This window comes from Streptomyces sp. WM4235 (assembly GCF_001279725.1).
Taxonomy (GTDB): domain Bacteria; phylum Actinomycetota; class Actinomycetes; order Streptomycetales; family Streptomycetaceae; genus Streptomyces.
The window spans coordinates 60,036-76,608 of record NZ_LGDE01000458.1 but is presented as its reverse complement, the minus strand read 5'-3'; the positions used below and the strand labels follow the sequence as shown (position 1 = coordinate 76,608).

Below are 16,573 nucleotides of genomic sequence, written 5' to 3'. Positions count from 1 at the left end.
GGCAGGCACGGGCTGTCCGGCTCGAAGAGCCCGGGACGGTCAGCGGCTCAGTGCGCGTCAACGATGTGCTGCGTACCGATGCGCTTGCGGAACACCCAGTAGGTCCAGCCCTGGTAGAGCACGACGACCGGGGTGGCCACCACCGCGAGCCAGGTCATGATCTTCAGGGTGTAAGGGGTGGACGAGGCGTTGTCGACGGTGAGGCTCCAGGCGTCGTTCAACGAGGACGGCATGACGTTCGGGAAGAGCGTCAGGAAGAGCATCGCGACGGCGGAGGCGATGGTGACCCCCGACAGGGCGAACGACCATCCCTCACGGCCGGCCAGGTTGAAGCCGAGCGCCGCGAGCAGCGCCACGACCGCGACGGCCATGGCGATCAGGCTCTTGCCGTCACCTCGCGAGACCTGGGTCCAGGTCAGGAAGACCAGGGCCAGCACGGCGGTGACCACACCCAGCCGGGTCGCCAGGCTCCGCGAGCGGTCCCGGATGTCACCGACGGTCTTGAGCGAGGCGAACACCGCGCCGTGGAAGGTGAACAGGGTGAGGGTGACCAGGCCGCCGAGGATCGCGTACCCGTTGAGCAGGTCGAGGAAGGTACCGACGTACTCCTTGTGCTGGTCGATCTTCACGCCGCGCACGATGTTGGCGAAGGCCACGCCCCACAGGAACGCGGGAATCAGCGAGGTCCAGAAGATCGCGTGTTCCCAGTTGGTCTGCCACTTGTCCTCGGGACGCTTGTGGCGGTACTCGAAGGCGACGCCACGGACGATGAGGCAGACCAGGATGATCAGCAGCGGCAGGTAGAAGCCGGAGAAGAGCGTCGCGTACCACTCGGGGAAGGCGGCGAAGGTGGCACCGCCGGCGGTGAGCAGCCAGACCTCGTTGCCGTCCCACACGGGCCCGATCGTATTGATCAGGACCCGCTTCTCCGTACGGTCGCGGGCGAGCAGCTTGGTGAGTACGCCGATCCCGAAGTCGAAGCCCTCCAGGAAGAAGTAGCCGATCCACAGGACGGCGATGAGCACGAACCAGACGTCTTGAAGTTGCATGGTGTGGTCTCCTCAGCCTCAGTACGAGAAGGCCATCGGCCGGTCGGAGTTCTTGTCGTCCCCGCCGATCTTGGTGGGCGGGTTGAGGTCGGCTTCCGTGAGTTCGGGGGGGCCGGTCTTGACGTACTTCACGAGCAGCTTGACCTCGATCACGGCGAGCACCGCGTAGAGGGCCGTGAAGACGAGCATCGACGTGATGACCTCGCCCTGCGAGACGCTGGGGGAGACGGCGTCACGGGTGCGCAGGACTCCGTAGACCACCCACGGCTGGCGGCCCATCTCGGTGAAGATCCAGCCCCAGGAGTTGGCGATCAGCGGGAAGCCGAGCGTCCAGATCGCGGTGAGCCAGTACAGGCGGGTGAAGCGGGGACTCAGCGCCTTCCTGAAGAGCACCAGGTGGGGCCGTTCGTCCTCACCGGTGCGCAGGGCCGGCGGCAGCATGAACTTGCGTCGCGTCAGCCAGAGGCCGATGGCCCCGATGGTGAAGGAGGCCATGCCGAACCCGATCATCCAGCGGAAGCCCCAGTACGCGACGGGGACCTCGGGCCGGTAGTCGCCGGGCCCGTACTTCTCCTGCTCGGCCTTGTTCACGTCGTTGATGCCGGGCACGTAGGAGTCGAAGGTGTTGTCCGCGAGGAAGGACAGCAGGCCGGGCACCTCTATGGCGACCTTGTTGTGACCCTTGTCGACGTCGCCGTAGGCGAAGATCGAGAAGGGCGCGCCCTTCTCGCCGTCCCACAGTGCCTCGGCTGCTGCCATCTTCATCGGCTGCTGCTTGTACATGATCTTGGCGAGGGTGTCGCCGCTCACCGCGGTGAGCAGACCGCCGACCACGACGGCGATCAGGCCCAGCCGCAGTGAGGTGCGCATCACCGGGATGTGCTTCTTGCGCAGCAGGTGGTACGCGGCGATGCCCACCATGAACGCGCCCCCGGTCAGCAGGGCGGCGGTGAGGGTGTGGAACACCTGCGCCAGGGCGGTGTTCTGCGTCAGGACGAGCAGGAAGTCGGTGAGCTCGGCCCGCCCGGTCTTCTCGTTGATGCGGTAGCCGACCGGGTGCTGCATCCAGGAATTGGCCGCGAGGATGAAGTACGCGGAGAGGATGGTGCCGATCGACACCATCCAGATGCAGGCCAGGTGGATCTTCTTCGGCAGCTTGTCCCACCCGAAGATCCACAAGCCGATGAACGTGGACTCGAAGAAGAAGGCGATCAGGGCCTCGAAGGCCAGCGGCGCCCCGAAGACGTCACCGACGAACCGCGAGTAGTCGGACCAGTTCATGCCGAACTGGAATTCCTGGACGATGCCCGTGACCACACCCATCGCGATGTTGATCAGGAAGAGCTTGCCCCAGAACTTCGTGGCCTTGAGGTACTTCTCCTTCTCGGTCCGCACCCAGGCGGTCTGCAAGATCGCGACCAGCGCGGCGAGCGAGATCGTCAGGGGGACGAAGAGGAAGTGGTAGACGGTGGTGATGCCGAACTGCCATCGCGCCAGGGTCTCTGGCGCCAGAGCTTGGTCCACGTCGTCGTCTCCTTCGTGTCGCCGTGGTCACAGCCGCAGTTTGCCTGTTGTGTACTGCTCAATACGGGACAAAGCAGGACACGCTTGTGAACGCGTTCACATTCACAAGCATTATGGCGCACATCGTTTTCGGACTCTTGAGCGGGGTCCTCTCTAGCCAATACATTCAACAGATTGTTGAATGCGCCCCATGAAGATTCGAATCTCCTGGCCCGCGGGTCAGCTCACCGCGACGCTCGACGAGACCCCGACCAGCAAGGCCCTGACGGAGGCACTCCCGATCTCCGCCTCCGCCAACACCTGGGGCGAAGAGGTCTACTTCGACACCGGAATCTCCGTGGCCCTGGAACACGACGCCCGACAGGTGGTCGACCCGGGCACCGTGGCGTTCTGGACCGATGGCGACGCTCTCGCGCTGCCCTACGGCCCCACGCCCATCTCGCGCGAAGGCGAGAGTCGCCTGGCGAGCCCGTGCAACGTGCTCGGCTCGTTCGACGGCGACCCCCGCCTGCTGGCCACCGTCCGCGACGGCGACCCCATCCGCGTGGAACTCGCGTAGTCGAGTCCCGCGGGCTCCTGCCCGCTCCTGGAGCCCGTACAGCTCTTGAAGCCCGTACGGCCCTCGCAGCTGCTACAGCCCCTACAACTCCTTGAGGAACGCCTCCGCCGCGTGCAGGAAGAGGTCGTTCGCCTCGGTCTCACCGATCGTGACCCGCAGGCCCTCGCCCGCGAAGGGCCGGACCACCACACCGGCCTTCTCGCAGGCCGCCGCGAACTCGGCGGTCCGCTCCCCCAGCCGCAGCCACACGAAGTTGGCCTGCGTCTCCGGGACCACCGTCCAGCCCTGCGCGAGCAGCGTGGCGTGCACCCGCGCCCGCTCGCCCACCAGCGCGCCGACCCGGCCCATCAGCTCGTCCTCGGCCCGCAGCGAGGCGACCGCCGCGTCCTGTGCGAGCTGGCTGACACCGAACGGAACCGCCGTCTTGCGCAGCGCCGCGGCGACCGGCTCGTGCGCCACCGCGAAACCGACACGCAGGCCGGCCAGCCCGTAAGCCTTGGAGAACGTACGCAACACGCACACGTTGGGGCGGTCACGGTAGAGCTCGATGCCGTCCGGCACGTCCGTGTCGCGCACGAACTCGCGGTAGGCCTCGTCCAGCACCACCAGGATGTCCGAGGGCACCCGGTCCAGGAACCGCTCCAGCTCCGCCCGGCGCACCGCGGTACCCGTGGGGTTGTTGGGGTTGCAGACGAAAATCAGACGGGTCCGCTCGGTGATCGCGGCGTACATCGCGTCCAGGTCGTGCACGTCCCCGTCGGTCAGCGGCACCTGCACGGACGTGGCGCCCGAGATCTGCGTGATGATCGGGTACGCCTCGAAGGACCGCCACGCGTAGATGACCTCGTCGCCCGGACCGGCCGTCGATTGGATCAGCGACTGGGCCACGCCGACCGAGCCGGTGCCCGTGGCGATGTGCTCGACCGGTACCCCGAACCGCTCCGCGAGCTCGTTCACCAGGCCGGTGCAGGCCATGTCCGGGTAGCGGTTGAAACGGCCGGCCGCCGCGACGGCCGTCTCCAGGACCCCGGGCAGCGGCGGGTACGGATTCTCGTTCGAGGACAGCTTGAACGCGACGGGCCCACCCGCGGCCGCGGGCTTGCCCGGCTTGTAGGTGGGGATGCCGTCCAGCTCGGCGCGCAGCCTCGGGCTCTTCTCGCTCACCGCAGGTCCTCCTCGACCGTCCCGTCGACGTCGCCGTCGACTCAATGCTGCACACCTTATGAGGATTCCGCCGATCCGAGAATGGCAGGCGCCAGGATCACAGGGGGAGCGCGCGCATATATGCGCGCGCCGGTGGCCTGCGCCGTGGCGCGCATCCCCCGTGCAGGTGAGTTGCGACCGACCGGACAGCGTGCCGTTTTGGCATGCCCGTACCCGCCGACAAGCTCCACTCCCGCTCCAAGCAACCAAGAACCTTCTTTTCCAAGGTCATTGGGGGTGGCGAACCATGCAGAAACGTGCCTGTCAACGCGTGCATATGCACCCAGACCAGCCGCCCCCACGAGCCCTACTATCGGCTCGCCATGACAGCAGCAGGGAAGCATCAGGTGAGCCGGACCGAGACCACCCGGCGGACCGGCGGCCGACAGGGCCGGGCCGGCATCAGAGACGTGGCCGCCGCGGCGGGCGTCTCCATCACGACCGTCTCCGACGCGCTCAATGGCAAGGGACGGCTGCCCGACGCCACCCGTCGCCACGTTCGCGAGGTCGCCGACCGGCTGGGCTACCGCCCGTCCGCCGCCGCCCGAACCCTCCGTACGGGCAAGTCGGGCCTCATCGGCCTGACCGTGACCACGTACGGGGATGAACCTTTCACCTTCACCGAATTCGCGTACTTCGCGGAGATGGCGAGGGCGGCGACCTCCGCCGCGCTCGCCCGCGGCTACGCCCTCGTCATCCTGCCCGCCACCTCACGACACGACGTCTGGTCCAACGTGGCCCTCGACGGCACCGTCGTGATCGACCCCTCCGACCACGATCCCGTGGTCAGCGAGCTCGTCCGCCAGGGCCTGCCCGTGGTCTCCGACGGCCGACCCGCCGGGTCCCTCCCCGTCACCGCCTGGGTCGACAACGACCACGAAGCGGCCGTACTCAACCTGCTCGACCATCTCGCCGCCGCGGGCGCCCGCCGGATCGGGCTGCTCACCGGCACCACCACCGACACCTACACGCGGCTCTCCACCACCGCCTACCTCAACTGGTGCGAGCGCGTCGGCCAAGACCCCGTCTACGAGTCCTACCCCGCCCACGACCCGTGCGCGGGCGCGGTCGCCGCCGACCGGCTGCTCGCCCGACCCGACCGACCCGACGCCGTCTACGGGCTTTTCGACCCCAACGGCACCGATCTGCTCGCCGCCGCCCGGCGCTACGGGCTGCGTGTCCCCGAGGACCTGTTGCTCGTGTGCTGCAGCGAATCGACCGTGTACGCGAACACCGAACCACCGATCACCACCCTCTCCCTGAAACCGCGGCGCATCGGCACGGCCGTCGTGCAGTTGCTCATCGACGCGATCGAGGGAGTCGACACCGGCCGGCCCGTCGAACAGGTCGTCCCGACCGAACTGATCATCCGCACCTCCTCACAGCGCAGGCAGCCCCGCACGACCGTCAGTCCGCCGCGCTCACCGGCCCAGGACTGACCGCTCGACCGACCGCTCGACCGACCGACCGCTCGACCGACCGCTCGACTGAACGAATCGGCGGTGCCGGACGCCACACCGGCGGGGCCGACGGCCCCGCCAAAGATTTCAACCACACATATATCGGTCGAAAGTGGCAGGAAGGACGGCTCCGGCCAGGATTCACCACCCCTGGTGCGTCACAGAGCGCGAGCCGCATTCCTATGATGGGCGCACGACATCACGGACCCTCCGACCCGGAGGTCAGAGGGTCCGCAGGTGTACGGCAGCGCGACGGTGGTGGAGGGGTCGATGACTCAGGGGGCCGGTCAGGGACCCGCGATGCGGACGGACACGCTGCGAGACTTCCGCGTGCCGGTCACCGAACCCGCCCCGTACGCGGCGTCCGTCGGCCTGTCCGGCGAGCAGCCCGTGTACGGCGAGTACCCCGCGTACTACGGCGAGGGCGCGCCCGGACACGGGCAGCCCGAGTACCGGGCGGAACCCGTGACCCATCCGATGGACCACGTCGCGGTGCGCCCGGAGGCCGAACACGTGCCCCACCAGCGGGTCGTCGGCGCGTACACGGGCCTGGCACCCGCCGCGTCGGACGTGCCGGACGCACCCGCGCCGGCCGAGGACGAGGACCCCGACGGCTACACGCCCACGCAGCGCGACCTGCCCATCATCGGCCGGGGCGCACAGGGCGGCCCCGGTGACACGGTCCAGGTCCACTACGTCCCCCAAGAGGCCACGGCGCCCGGCCCCGGCCCGCTGTACGTCGTGGGCGACGTACACGGATACCTGGACGAGCTCGTCACCGAGCTCCAGGCCCAGAACCTCATCGACGCCGACCGACGGTGGTCCGCGGGCAACGCCCGGCTCTGGTTCCTCGGAGACTTCACCGATCGGGGCCCCGACGGCATCGGGGTCATCGACCTGGTCATGCGGCTCTCCGCCGAGGCCGCCGCGGCGGGCGGCTACTGCAAGGCCCTCATGGGAAACCACGAGTTGCTGCTCATCGGCGCCAAGCGCTTCGGCGACACCCCGATCCACTCCGGCGCCGGCACCGCCACCTTCCAGGCCGCCTGGCTGCTCAACGGCGGTCAGCGCACCGACATGGAGCGGCTGGAGGACGTGCATCTCCAGTGGATGTCGCGGCTCGACGCGGCCACGCTGGAGGACGGGCACCTGCTGCTGCATTCCGACACCACCGCCTACCTCGACTACGGCAGCTCCATCGAGGACGTCAACGACACCATCCACGAGCTGCTCAACCGCAACGACGCAGACATCACGTGGGATCTCTTCCGAAAGTTCACCAAGCGCTTCGCCTTCCGTGACGAGGAAACGGGCCCGCAGGCCGTACGGGAACTCCTGGGCACCTACGGAGGTGGCCGCGTCGTACACGGCCACAGCCCCATCCCGTACCTGCTCGGCGAGGTGGGCACCGAGGACGGCGACGAACCGCGCGGCCCCGAGGTCGTGGACGGCCCGCACGTGTACGCGGACAGGCTGGCCATCGCCATGGACGGCGGGGTCACGATGGCCGGAAAGCTCCTGGTCGTACAGCTGCCTCTGCGCGACTGACCGTTCGCTGAGCGGGGTATTTCCGGAAAGCCCCTGTCACGGCGTGGCATGGTCGCTCTACCATCGCTCTATCCGTAGCAGGCTCTCCTCCGTTTGTGCCGGCGCCCGGGTCTACGCGGGCATACCGGCTTGTACGGAGCATCGGGGGATGCACATGACCAGCGCTCCGCACCTGCTCACCGAAGACCGACCGGAGTTCGATCGGCTCCTCGACGAGGCGCTGCGCACAGCGAACGAACGGCCCGAACTCGCCGCCCTGGGCGAACGACTGAACGCCGAACAGTTGCGCACCATGGCCATGGGCGCCAGCGCGATCCTGACGGCGGCGGCCGCCGCCGAGTACAACCACTTCGTGAAGGTCCGCGAGGACCTGCGCGACGAGGCCCTGACGGCCTCGGGAAGGGCCGGAGAGCACCAGGACGACGGCCAGGACGACGGGGCCGGAGTGAGCGCCATCGTGGCCGTACTGGCGCCGGTCCTGGCGGGCACCGCCATGCTGATCTTCCTGCTCGTGGGTTACAGCCTCAAGATGCTCGACCCCGAACCAGCTTTCGCCAAAACGATGCTGACGGCGGGTTGGCTCTTCGGCGCCCTCACCGTGGCCGCACTGCTGTTCGCGGTGATCGGGCTGTTGGTGACCGCTGTCCGCAACAGCTCAACCGAGGTGGCGGCCGAGGAGACCGTGGTGATGCCCGACGAGCTCTCGCGCGCACGGGAAGCCTGGCGCAACGCCCTGCTGGAACGGGGCATCATGCCGTTCCTGCGGGACGCCCTGGCCGATCCGAGCACGCGCCCGGGCTCGCCCGTACGACGACTCCCCTCCAGCCGAATGCCCAACCTGGGTTACACCGCACCGGACTTCACGAGTCCCGGCACCTCCGGTGGGACCACCCGACCCGGCTACTCGCCGCCGGACTTCACCAGCCCGGACTTCGGAGGCCCGGAGCACGAATCGGAGTGACCTGATCGGAGGCTGTCCACCTTGGGCGGAACGGCCCATCGGGCACGGCCACTTGGCGGTGCCTCGGGGTCCACCCGAGCCGCGCACCGGCGTGCCGTCCCGCGGCTCCGCGAGCCCGTCCCTAGGGTCAGCGGCCGTGAACCCGACCATTTGCCTCTGCATGATCGTAAAGAACGAGGCCGCAGTCATCGAGCGCTGCCTCGGCTCCGTGCGACATCTCATCGACACCTGGATCATCTCCGACACGGGTTCCACGGACGCCACCCGGCAGATGATCCACACGGCCTTGCACGGGATCCCCGGGGAGCTGCGCGAGGAGCCGTGGGTCGACTTCGGGCACAACCGGAGTCTCAACATCGACCACGCCCTCGGCCGGGCCGACTACCTGCTCCTCCTCGACGCGGATCACGTCCTGCGCCCCGACGGCCCCCTGCCGCCGCTCACGGCTGACTCGTACATGCTCCGCCATCAGGGATCGACCGAGTACCGCGTCAAACGCCTGGTCCGCGGCGACCTCCCCTGGCGGTACGAGGGCGTCACCCACGAGTACCTCACCTGCGATCGGCGCGACGAGAACGACAGACTCCCCGGCCTCCAGGAGAACCTCGACGCCCTCGTCATCGAGGACCACGCCGACGGCGGCTCCCGGCAAGACAAGTTCGAACGGGACGTCCGCCTGCTGGGAGCCGAGTTCCAGCGAGACCCCTCCAACACCCGGACCGTCTTCTACCTCGCCCAGACACTTCGCGACATGGGCGACACCGCGGCGGCGATCCGACTCTACGAGCGACGCGCGGCCATGGGCGGGTGGGCCGAGGAGGTCTACTGCGCACTGCTCCAAGCCGGCATCCTGCGCGGCGACTCCGGCGACACCGCAGACTGGCCCGCCGCCATGGACGCACTCTCACGGGCCTGGGAGTCCCGGCCGGAGCGACTGGAAGCCTGCTACGAACTCGCCTCCAGGCTGCGCCTCCAAGGCCGCCACCACGGGGCACACTCCATCACCGGGGCCGTCCTCGATCGGCGGGCTCCGGACGACCTGCTGTTCGTACAGCCCTGGGTGTACCGGTGGGGCCTGCTCTTCGAGCACTCGATCACCTCGTACTGGGTGGGGGACGTGGCCGGCTCCCTCCTCGCCTGCGACCGGCTGCTCGCCATGTCCGATCTGCCGGAGACCTACCGACGGCAGACCGAGGTCAACCGCCGGTTCGCCGTCTCCCGTACCCCTATCCGCTCCGTGATGCCTGTTTCACGTGAAACAGGCCTGCCTGTTTCACGTGAAACATCGCACGACTTCGAGGTCTAACCCGCCGAGCGGTCCGCGAGCGTCCGCCGCCGCTGCGCGACCTCCGTCAGCGCCGGCGGGCGCCAGACGCCGTCGGGCTGGTAGAGGTTGTGGCCCGGCGGAACGATCTCGTCGATCCGGTCGAGCGCCGCGTCGTCGAGGACCAGGCCCGCTCCGTCGACCAGCGACTCCATCTGCTCCATGGTGCGGGGACCGATGATCACCGAGGTGACGGCCGGGTGCGCCACCGGGAACGCCACCGCGAGTTCCGGGAGTGAGCAGCCGATCTCGTCGGCCAACTCGACGAGCCGTTCCACGGCTTCCAGCTTCGCGACGTTGCCGGGAATCGCCGGATCGAACCGGGCGGGCGTCAGCGCCGCCCGCCCCGATGTCAGGTCGACCGGCCCACCGAGCCGGTACCTGCCGCTCAGGAAACCGGACGCGAGCGGGCTCCAGGTCAGGACGCCCATCCCGTGGCGCCGGGCCACGGGGAGCACGTCGGCCTCGATGCCCCGCGCGAGGATCGAGTACGGGGGCTGTTCCGTGCGGAACCGGGGCAGCGCTCGGCGCTCCGAGACGTGGTAGGCCTCGACGAGTTCCTCGGCCGGGAAGGTGGAGCACCCGAAGGCCCTGATCTTGCCGGCTCGCACCAGGTCACCGAGTACGGCCAGGGTCTCCTCGACGTCGGTGCCGTGGTCGGGCCGGTGCACCTGGTAGAGGTCGATCCAGTCGGTGCCGAGCCTCCGGAGGCTGTCCTCCACGGCTCGGACGATCCACCGCCGCGAGTTCCCGCTGCGGTTGCGTCCCTCGCCCATCTGGAAGTGCACCTTCGTGGCGAGCACGACGTCGTCACGACGCCCCTTGAGCGCCTTGCCGACGATCACCTCCGACTCGCCCGCGGAGTACATGTCCGCGGTGTCGACGAAGTTGATCCCCCGGTCGAGCGCGGCGTGGATGATCCGTACGCACTCCTCGTGATCCGGGTTCCCCACGGCCCCGAACATCATCGTGCCGAGGCAGTGCGCACTCACCTCGATGCCGGTCCCGCCCAGATTCCTGTATCGCATGGTCATGGCGGTGGACTCTATGAGGTGAAGCACACTCGAACGCAAGGGATTCGAGGCGCGAATGGCACCACCGACGGGCGAATGGCACCACCGGCGGAAGAACGTCACCACCAACGGGCGAACGTCACCACCGACAGACGAAGGCGCCGCCGCTGTCCGATCCCCCCGGTCCGGACAACGGCGGCACCGCGCCCTGCGTCAGTCCGCCAGCGGCAGGTAGACGCGGTTGCCCGAGGCGGCGAACTCGGCGGACTTCTCCGCCATGCCCGCCTGGATCTCGTCCGCCTTCAGGTCACCACCGTGCTCTCGGCGGATGTCCTGGGAGATCTTCATCGAGCAGAACTTGGGCCCGCACATGGAGCAGAAGTGCGCGGTCTTGGCCGGCTCCGCCGGGAGGGTCTCGTCGTGGAAGGCGCGGGCCGTGTCCGGGTCGAGGGCCAGGTTGAACTGGTCCTCCCAACGGAATTCGAACCGGGCGTCCGACAGGGCGTCGTCCCACTCCTGGGCGCCCGGGTGTCCCTTGGCCAGGTCGGCCGCGTGCGCGGAGATCTTGTACGTGATGACACCGGTCTTCACGTCGTCCCGGTTGGGCAGACCCAGGTGCTCCTTGGGCGTCACGTAGCAGAGCATCGCGGTACCCCACCAGGCGATCATGGCCGCGCCGATGCCGGAGGTGATGTGGTCGTACGCGGGAGCGACGTCGGTGGTCAGCGGGCCGAGCGTGTAGAACGGCGCCTCCTCGCAGATCTCCTGCTGAAGGTCGATGTTCTCCTTGATCTTGTGCATCGGGACGTGGCCCGGGCCCTCGATCATGGTCTGGACGTTGTGGCGCTTGGCGATGGTGTTCAGCTCGCCCAGCGTCCTCAACTCCGCGAACTGCGCCTCGTCGTTCGCGTCGGCGATGGATCCGGGGCGCAGACCGTCGCCCAGCGAGTACGTGACGTCGTACGTCGCCAGGATCTCGCAGAGCTCCTCGAAATTCGTGTAGAGGAAGTTCTCCTTGTGGTGCGCGAGGCACCACGCGGCCATGATCGAGCCGCCCCGCGAGACGATGCCGGTCTTGCGACGGGCGGTCAGCGGCACGTACGGCAGCAGCACGCCGGCGTGCACCGTCATGTAGTCGACGCCCTGCTCGGCCTGCTCGATGACCGTGTCCTTGTAGATCTCCCACGTCAGGTCCTCGGCACGGCCGTCGACCTTCTCCAGCGCCTGGTACAGCGGCACGGTGCCGATCGGGACGGGGGAGTTGCGCAGCACCCACTCGCGCGTGGTGTGGATGTTGCGGCCGGTGGAGAGGTCCATGACCGTGTCGGCGCCCCACTTGGTCGCCCAGGTCATCTTGTCCACCTCCTCCTCGATGGAGGAGGTGACGGCCGAGTTGCCGATGTTGGCGTTGACCTTCACCAGGAAGCGCTTGCCGATGATCATCGGCTCGATCTCCGGGTGGTTCACATTCGCCGGAAGCACGGCGCGACCTGCCGCGATCTCCTCGCGGACGACCTCGGGGGAGACGTTCTCGCGGATCGCGACGTACTCCATCTCCGGGGTGATCTCGCCCCGTCGGGCGTACGCGAGCTGCGTGACGGCGGCGCCGTCGCGGCCCCGGCGGGGCTGACGGGGCCGGCCCGGGAAGACGGCGTCGAGGTTCTTGAGACCACCGCGGGGCGACGTGTGCTTGATGCCGTCGTCCTCGGGGCGCACGGGACGGCCCGAGTACTCCTCGGTGTCGCCGCGACCGATGATCCAGTTCTCGCGGAGCGGAGCGAGACCCCGGCGGACGTCCGTCTCGATCCGGGGGTCGGTGTACGGACCGGACGTGTCGTAGAGCGTCACGTCCTTGCCGTTGGTGAGGTGGACCTGGCGGACCGGCACCCGGATGTCGGGGCGGGAGCCCGCCAGGTATCCCTTGTGCCAGCCGGGCCGGCGCTCGGTCTGGCCCTCGGCGGCCTGGCTGATGGCAGGCGTGCGTGCATCCTGAATGGTCATGAGACCTGATCTCCCTACGCCGGCATTACCCGGTAACAGGTTCGGCGGTCGACGCAGCCTCTTCCCGTACGTGTCGTTACGACGTGCGTACGGTGATCAGCGTCCTCTCAGCCCGGTGCTCCGAGCTCCCGCGTTGTGCAAAGGTGCCCCCACGCTAGCGTCATCTGTGGCGTGCTGAACAGTGGGCCCCCTCATCTCTTGCGATGATCGGCCGGTGACGACCTCGCCGCAGCCCCCCACCGAGCCCACAGAGCACACCGGTCACGCCGGCCACGAACACGCCCCGCTCGACCATGTGCCAAGCCCCTCCCACGGACATTCCCACAGCCACAGCCACGGCCCGGCTGCTCCCGTTTCCAAGCACCTGCGCAAGGTCATCGCGGCCGTACTGATCCCCTTCGCCACGGCGGTCTTCATCGGCATGGTGGTCCTCTGGCCGGGGGGCGCCCCCGCCCACGAGCGCACCGGAGTCGGGTTCGACCGCCAGACCCAGCAGGGGAAGGTCGTCACCCTGGTCCAAGTCGACTGCAAGTCGGTGAACGCCTCGCAGGTACCCCCCACGGGCGACACCTCGACCCCCGAGGGCCGTGAGGCCCAGGCCGCGCAGACCGGCGAGTGCAAGAAGGCCACCATCGAGGTCACCAGCGGCACCGACAAGGGCCGGACCTTCTTCGAGATCGTCCAGCCCGGCGCTCCCCGCCAGTTGGCGAAGGATCAGGAAGTGGTGGTCGCGTACGCCCCGGACGCACCCAGGGACCTCCAGTACTCCGTGATCGACGTCAATCGGAAGTTCCCGATGGCGCTGCTCGCCGGGATCTTCGCCGTCGCGGTCGTCATCGTCGGGCGAATGCGCGGGCTGTTCGCCCTGATCGCGCTCGCGGTCAGCTTCACCGTCCTGACCCTCTTCATCCTCCCGGCGATCCTCCAGGGGTCCAACCCGCTGCTCGTCGCGGTCATCGGGGCCAGCGCGATCATGCTGATCGCCCTCTACATGTGCCACGGGCTGACCGCGCGCACCTCTGTCGCCGTGCTCGGCACGCTCGTCTCACTGCTGCTGATCGGCCTGTTGGGATCCTGGTTCATCGGCTGGGCGTTCCTCAGCGGGAACACCGACGACAACACCGGCCTGATCCACGGTCTTTACCCGGAGATCGACATGAGCGGCCTGTTGCTCGCAGGCGTGATCATCGGTTCCCTGGGCGTGCTCGACGACGTGACGGTCACCCAGACCTCGGCCGTGTGGGAACTTCACCAGGCCGATCCGAAGATGGGCCCGCGCGCCCTGTACCGGGCCGGGATCCGGATCGGCCGCGACCACATCGCGTCCGTGGTCAACACGCTGGTGCTGGCGTACGCGGGCGCCGCGCTGCCCCTGCTCCTGCTGTTCTCGATCGCGAACAGCAGCGTGGGCTCGGTCGCCAACAGCGAACTGGTCGCGGAGGAGATCGTACGGACCCTCGTGGGATCGATCGGGCTCGTGGCCTCGGTACCGGTCACCACGGCACTGGCCGCGTTGGTGGTCTCCGCCGACCGCCCGGGCGCTCCGGACACCACGACGGCCGCGGGGCCGGTACGCGGTGGCCGGGGCCGGCGGCGCAAGCGCTGAACTTCGGGTGGGACCGGACAGGGACAACGGCGGATGGTGAGCGCGACGAACGGGGCAGTGGCTCAGCCCGCGTTCCGCTCGTTCTGCTGGGATTCGTCCAGGATCTTGCCGAGCGCCTCGTCGAGGTTCCCCTCGAAGTCACTCAGAGTGCGCTCCTGACCGAGCGGAACAAGACGGTCGGTCCGGTCGAGGAACGCGACGAGCGGCGCCGCGCCGGCACGGAACAGCGCCCTGTCTCCTCCGACCTGCAGACGGATGTGCACATCCGAGAGCTCTTCCGGGTCGGTGGGGGCGATGTGCACATCACCTTCCCCACAGGACTTGTTGATGCCGTCGAGGAGCAGTTCTCGGCCGAATGCCCAGGTCACAGGCGCGTCTCCGGGGAGGTGGAAGGTCAGGCGCACCGCGTAGGGGTCGTGAGCGTCGTAGCGGAGTTCCACCGGAATCCGGAACGAAAGCTCCTCGGAGACGAGGAAGTTCATCATGACCTCTGCCTGTACGGACTCGCGCATTGCCTACCCCGCTGTCGTGGAAGTGGCCAGGAATGGTCCCTCTAGGCCTCTTGACAAGAGTGGTGGAAGTGCTTGCAGATCACAAGGAGTGAGTTTTCAGATACTGATAGAGAAGGACAGGGTGCTCAACAGCGCGCCTACTTCACTCCGTAGTCGATTGACTACATTGAGCAACTCACCTTCTTGGTGCAGGGGGAGAGAAATGGCCATGGTCGCGGCAGTGTCTCCCGCAGTGATCGGGATGGCCGCGCACACCGTACCCAGGGAGTACTCCTGCCGCTCGACGACGGGCTGCATCCGCCCCTGGGATTCGATGCGCTGCTCCAGGGAGCGCATGTCCCGCACCGTGTAGGGGGTGATGGCCTCGACCGGGTGCCGCTCGTAGTAGTCCTTGCGCGTCTTGTCGTCGAGTTGGCCCAACAGACACTGACCGATGGCGTGGGCGTGGCCGGTCTCACGGAAGTCCGCCCACTCCTCGCATGCCGGGCTGGACTGGGTGTCCGAGACACCCACGACCTCGATCTCACCCTCGCGGAAAACCGCGAAGTAGACGGGAGCCCCCACGGCGTCGCGGAAGTGGGCGAGCGAATCGAGGATCATGCTGCGACGTTTCTGCTGAAGTCCCCCAACGGCGAGCCGTCCCGCGGCAGCACCGAGCACGAAGACTCCGCCCTCCCGGCGCAAATAGCCCTCGTGGGTCAGGGTGCGCAGCAGGTGATACGCGGTGGGAAGCGGGAGCCCGGCCTCGCGCGCCAGTTGTTTCGCCGGCGCTCCCCCGCTGTGGGAGGCCACGGCTTCGAGCAGTCTCAGCGCCCGCTGCACCGAGCCGATCAGAGTCGGTACAGCGGAATTGTGAACCGAAGACAAAGCTCACCCCCAGGCATGGCGCGGGCCTTGAGGGGCCCACTCTGCGGGGGCCACCCCCGCACATGCCGTGATCCTGGGGGTCACACGTGTCGGCTATGCGTCGTAGCCGCGGGTCAGAGCGGCAGTACCGGCTTTATCGGTGCCCCGGGAACGGCACAGATTGCCACTCTATCCGCCGATTCCTGGGGTATGGACGGTTTCACGCGTCACGTTCCCCCTGCTGGCTCAATCCCGGTGACGGTGGGGCGGGTTGTCCTACCAGTCGCGGGAGGAGGACTTCGAACCCGCGCCGGAGAACTTCTTGACCACGAAGATCAGGCCGCCGACCAGGGCGACGAAGAGCAGCAGCTTGAAGACGAGCGCGATCAGCGTGCCGAGGACGGCGGTGATCACACCGCCGAAGACGACCAGAGCCAGCAGTGGAACGGCGATCCACTTGACCCACCACGGCATGCCCTCGAACATCGCTCGGATCCCGTCCATGTCCCCTACCTCTTCCTCGTCCGTGACTTCCTGCTCTCGATGCTAGGAGGCCACGGCTTCGAACGGGGTCCCGCGAGCCCTCGGAACCCCCTGATCCAACCCCTAGGGGGATCAGGGGCCCGACCCTCGGCCTTCAGCCCTCCGGCGGGGAGAACACCACCAACACCTTGAGCGGCTCGGTGATGTGGTGGAACTTGTGCGGCACTCCGGCCGGCACGTAGACGACGCTGCCGTTGGCCACCGTCTCCGTCTCCTCCCCGACCGTGATCGCGGCCCGGCCGCTCACCACGTAGTACACCTCGTCCTGCCGGTGCGGCTGCTGCGGATCGCTCTGCCCCGCGTCGAGTGCGTACAACCCGACCGACATGTTCCGCTCCCGCAGGAACTGGAGGTAGGCGCCGTCGTTGGCGGCCCGCTCCGATTCGAGTTCGTCCAGCCGGAAGACCTTCATCGTTCCTCTACC

At 68.0% G+C, this 16,573-nt stretch carries 15 protein-coding genes and 1 riboswitch; of the genes, 6 read left to right on the top strand and 9 right to left on the bottom strand.

What is annotated here, in order from left to right; translation table 11 throughout:
- Window positions 1-47 precede the first annotated feature (47 nt).
- Both cydB and ADK55_RS32450 read right to left on the bottom strand, forming a co-directional pair.
- Window positions 48-1,049 (bottom strand): cytochrome d ubiquinol oxidase subunit II, encoded by a 1,002-nt coding sequence (cydB, locus tag ADK55_RS32455; RefSeq protein ID WP_053684026.1) that lies wholly within the window; start codon window positions 1,047-1,049, stop codon window positions 48-50.
- Window positions 1,050-1,067: 18 nt separating this feature from the next.
- A complete protein-coding gene (locus ADK55_RS32450) occupies window positions 1,068-2,573 on the bottom strand; it encodes a cytochrome ubiquinol oxidase subunit I (RefSeq protein WP_053684024.1) in 1,506 nt (501 codons plus the stop codon).
- 190 nt (window positions 2,574-2,763) lie between these two features.
- Between ADK55_RS32450 and ADK55_RS32445 the strand changes: the two genes are divergently transcribed.
- Window positions 2,764-3,132 (top strand): cyclophilin-like fold protein, encoded by a 369-nt coding sequence (locus tag ADK55_RS32445; RefSeq protein WP_107089371.1) that lies wholly within the window; start codon window positions 2,764-2,766, stop codon window positions 3,130-3,132.
- Window positions 3,133-3,213: 81 nt separating this feature from the next.
- Here ADK55_RS32445 and hisC read toward each other — a convergent pair whose 3' ends face one another.
- Window positions 3,214-4,296 (bottom strand): histidinol-phosphate transaminase, encoded by a 1,083-nt coding sequence (gene hisC / locus ADK55_RS32440; RefSeq protein WP_053684020.1) that lies wholly within the window; start codon window positions 4,294-4,296, stop codon window positions 3,214-3,216.
- Window positions 4,297-4,658: 362 nt separating this feature from the next.
- Here hisC and ADK55_RS32435 point away from each other — a divergent pair, with 362 nt between their 5' ends.
- From ADK55_RS32435 to ADK55_RS32420, 4 genes are all read left to right on the top strand, one after another.
- Window positions 4,659-5,774: a LacI family DNA-binding transcriptional regulator gene (locus ADK55_RS32435; protein WP_053684018.1), complete on the top strand. Its 1,116-nt coding sequence runs from the start codon at window positions 4,659-4,661 to the stop codon at window positions 5,772-5,774.
- Between the two features lie 291 nt (window positions 5,775-6,065).
- Window positions 6,066-7,343, top strand: a complete 1,278-nt coding sequence (locus tag ADK55_RS32430; protein ID WP_063839678.1) for a metallophosphoesterase — start codon at window positions 6,066-6,068, stop codon at window positions 7,341-7,343.
- Between the two features lie 148 nt (window positions 7,344-7,491).
- Window positions 7,492-8,304, top strand: coding sequence for an NADH-quinone oxidoreductase subunit J (locus tag ADK55_RS32425; RefSeq protein WP_053684016.1), 813 nt, complete (start codon window positions 7,492-7,494; stop codon window positions 8,302-8,304).
- A 160-nt stretch (window positions 8,305-8,464) separates the two neighbouring features.
- Entirely contained in the window at window positions 8,465-9,610 is a 1,146-nt protein-coding gene (locus ADK55_RS32420) for a glycosyltransferase (protein WP_053684014.1), read from the top strand.
- On the opposite strand, the gene ADK55_RS32415 is transcribed toward ADK55_RS32420, so the two are convergent.
- Both ADK55_RS32415 and thiC read right to left on the bottom strand, forming a co-directional pair.
- Complete coding sequence (locus tag ADK55_RS32415; RefSeq protein ID WP_053684165.1) at window positions 9,607-10,656, bottom strand: aldo/keto reductase; 1,050 nt, start codon at window positions 10,654-10,656, stop codon at window positions 9,607-9,609. The genes ADK55_RS32420 and ADK55_RS32415 overlap by 4 nt on opposite strands.
- 198 nt (window positions 10,657-10,854) lie before the next feature.
- A complete protein-coding gene (gene thiC, locus ADK55_RS32410) occupies window positions 10,855-12,642 on the bottom strand; it encodes a phosphomethylpyrimidine synthase ThiC (RefSeq protein WP_053684012.1) in 1,788 nt (595 codons plus the stop codon).
- Window positions 12,637-12,784: riboswitch (TPP riboswitch) on the bottom strand. (Overlaps the previous gene by 6 nt.)
- 72 nt (window positions 12,785-12,856) lie before the next feature.
- On the opposite strand from thiC, the gene ADK55_RS32405 reads away from it, so the two are divergent.
- Complete coding sequence (locus tag ADK55_RS32405; protein ID WP_371591416.1) at window positions 12,857-14,248, top strand: YibE/F family protein; 1,392 nt, start codon at window positions 12,857-12,859, stop codon at window positions 14,246-14,248.
- Window positions 14,249-14,310: 62 nt separating this feature from the next.
- On the opposite strand, the gene ADK55_RS32400 is transcribed toward ADK55_RS32405, so the two are convergent.
- From ADK55_RS32400 to ADK55_RS32385, 4 genes are all read right to left on the bottom strand, one after another.
- Window positions 14,311-14,760: an SsgA family sporulation/cell division regulator gene (locus tag ADK55_RS32400; RefSeq protein WP_053684009.1), complete on the bottom strand. Its 450-nt coding sequence runs from the start codon at window positions 14,758-14,760 to the stop codon at window positions 14,311-14,313.
- A gap of 96 nt (window positions 14,761-14,856) precedes the next feature.
- Entirely contained in the window at window positions 14,857-15,582 is a 726-nt protein-coding gene (locus ADK55_RS32395; protein ID WP_053684007.1) for an IclR family transcriptional regulator, read from the bottom strand.
- A 300-nt stretch (window positions 15,583-15,882) separates the two neighbouring features.
- The gene (locus ADK55_RS32390; RefSeq protein ID WP_053684005.1) at window positions 15,883-16,110 is read right to left on the bottom strand and encodes a DUF5326 family protein; all 228 of its coding nucleotides are present in this window, start codon (window positions 16,108-16,110) and stop codon (window positions 15,883-15,885) included.
- A gap of 133 nt (window positions 16,111-16,243) precedes the next feature.
- On the bottom strand, window positions 16,244-16,561 hold the full coding sequence (locus tag ADK55_RS32385) for a cupin domain-containing protein (protein WP_053684003.1): 318 nt from the start codon (window positions 16,559-16,561) through the stop codon (window positions 16,244-16,246).
- Window positions 16,562-16,573 lie beyond the last annotated feature (12 nt).

What these genes read in the sequence shown, in the direction of transcription:
- ADK55_RS32420 (WP_053684014.1), top strand. Translation starts at nt 8,465, where the DNA reads ATGATCGTAAAGAACGAGGCCGCAGTCATCGAGCGCTGCCTCGGCTCC.
- ADK55_RS32385 (WP_053684003.1), bottom strand. Translation starts at nt 16,561, where the DNA reads ATGAAGGTCTTCCGGCTGGACGAACTCGAATCGGAGCGGGCCGCCAAC.
- ADK55_RS32435 (WP_053684018.1), top strand. Translation starts at nt 4,659, where the DNA reads ATGACAGCAGCAGGGAAGCATCAGGTGAGCCGGACCGAGACCACCCGG.
- ADK55_RS32425 (WP_053684016.1), top strand. Translation starts at nt 7,492, where the DNA reads ATGCACATGACCAGCGCTCCGCACCTGCTCACCGAAGACCGACCGGAG.
- thiC (WP_053684012.1), bottom strand. Translation starts at nt 12,642, where the DNA reads ATGACCATTCAGGATGCACGCACGCCTGCCATCAGCCAGGCCGCCGAG.
- ADK55_RS32390 (WP_053684005.1), bottom strand. Translation starts at nt 16,110, where the DNA reads ATGGACGGGATCCGAGCGATGTTCGAGGGCATGCCGTGGTGGGTCAAG.
- ADK55_RS32415 (WP_053684165.1), bottom strand. Translation starts at nt 10,656, where the DNA reads ATGCGATACAGGAATCTGGGCGGGACCGGCATCGAGGTGAGTGCGCAC.
- cydB (WP_053684026.1), bottom strand. Translation starts at nt 1,049, where the DNA reads ATGCAACTTCAAGACGTCTGGTTCGTGCTCATCGCCGTCCTGTGGATC.
- ADK55_RS32430 (WP_063839678.1), top strand. Translation starts at nt 6,066, where the DNA reads ATGACTCAGGGGGCCGGTCAGGGACCCGCGATGCGGACGGACACGCTG.
- ADK55_RS32400 (WP_053684009.1), bottom strand. Translation starts at nt 14,760, where the DNA reads ATGCGCGAGTCCGTACAGGCAGAGGTCATGATGAACTTCCTCGTCTCC.
- ADK55_RS32445 (WP_107089371.1), top strand. Translation starts at nt 2,764, where the DNA reads ATGAAGATTCGAATCTCCTGGCCCGCGGGTCAGCTCACCGCGACGCTC.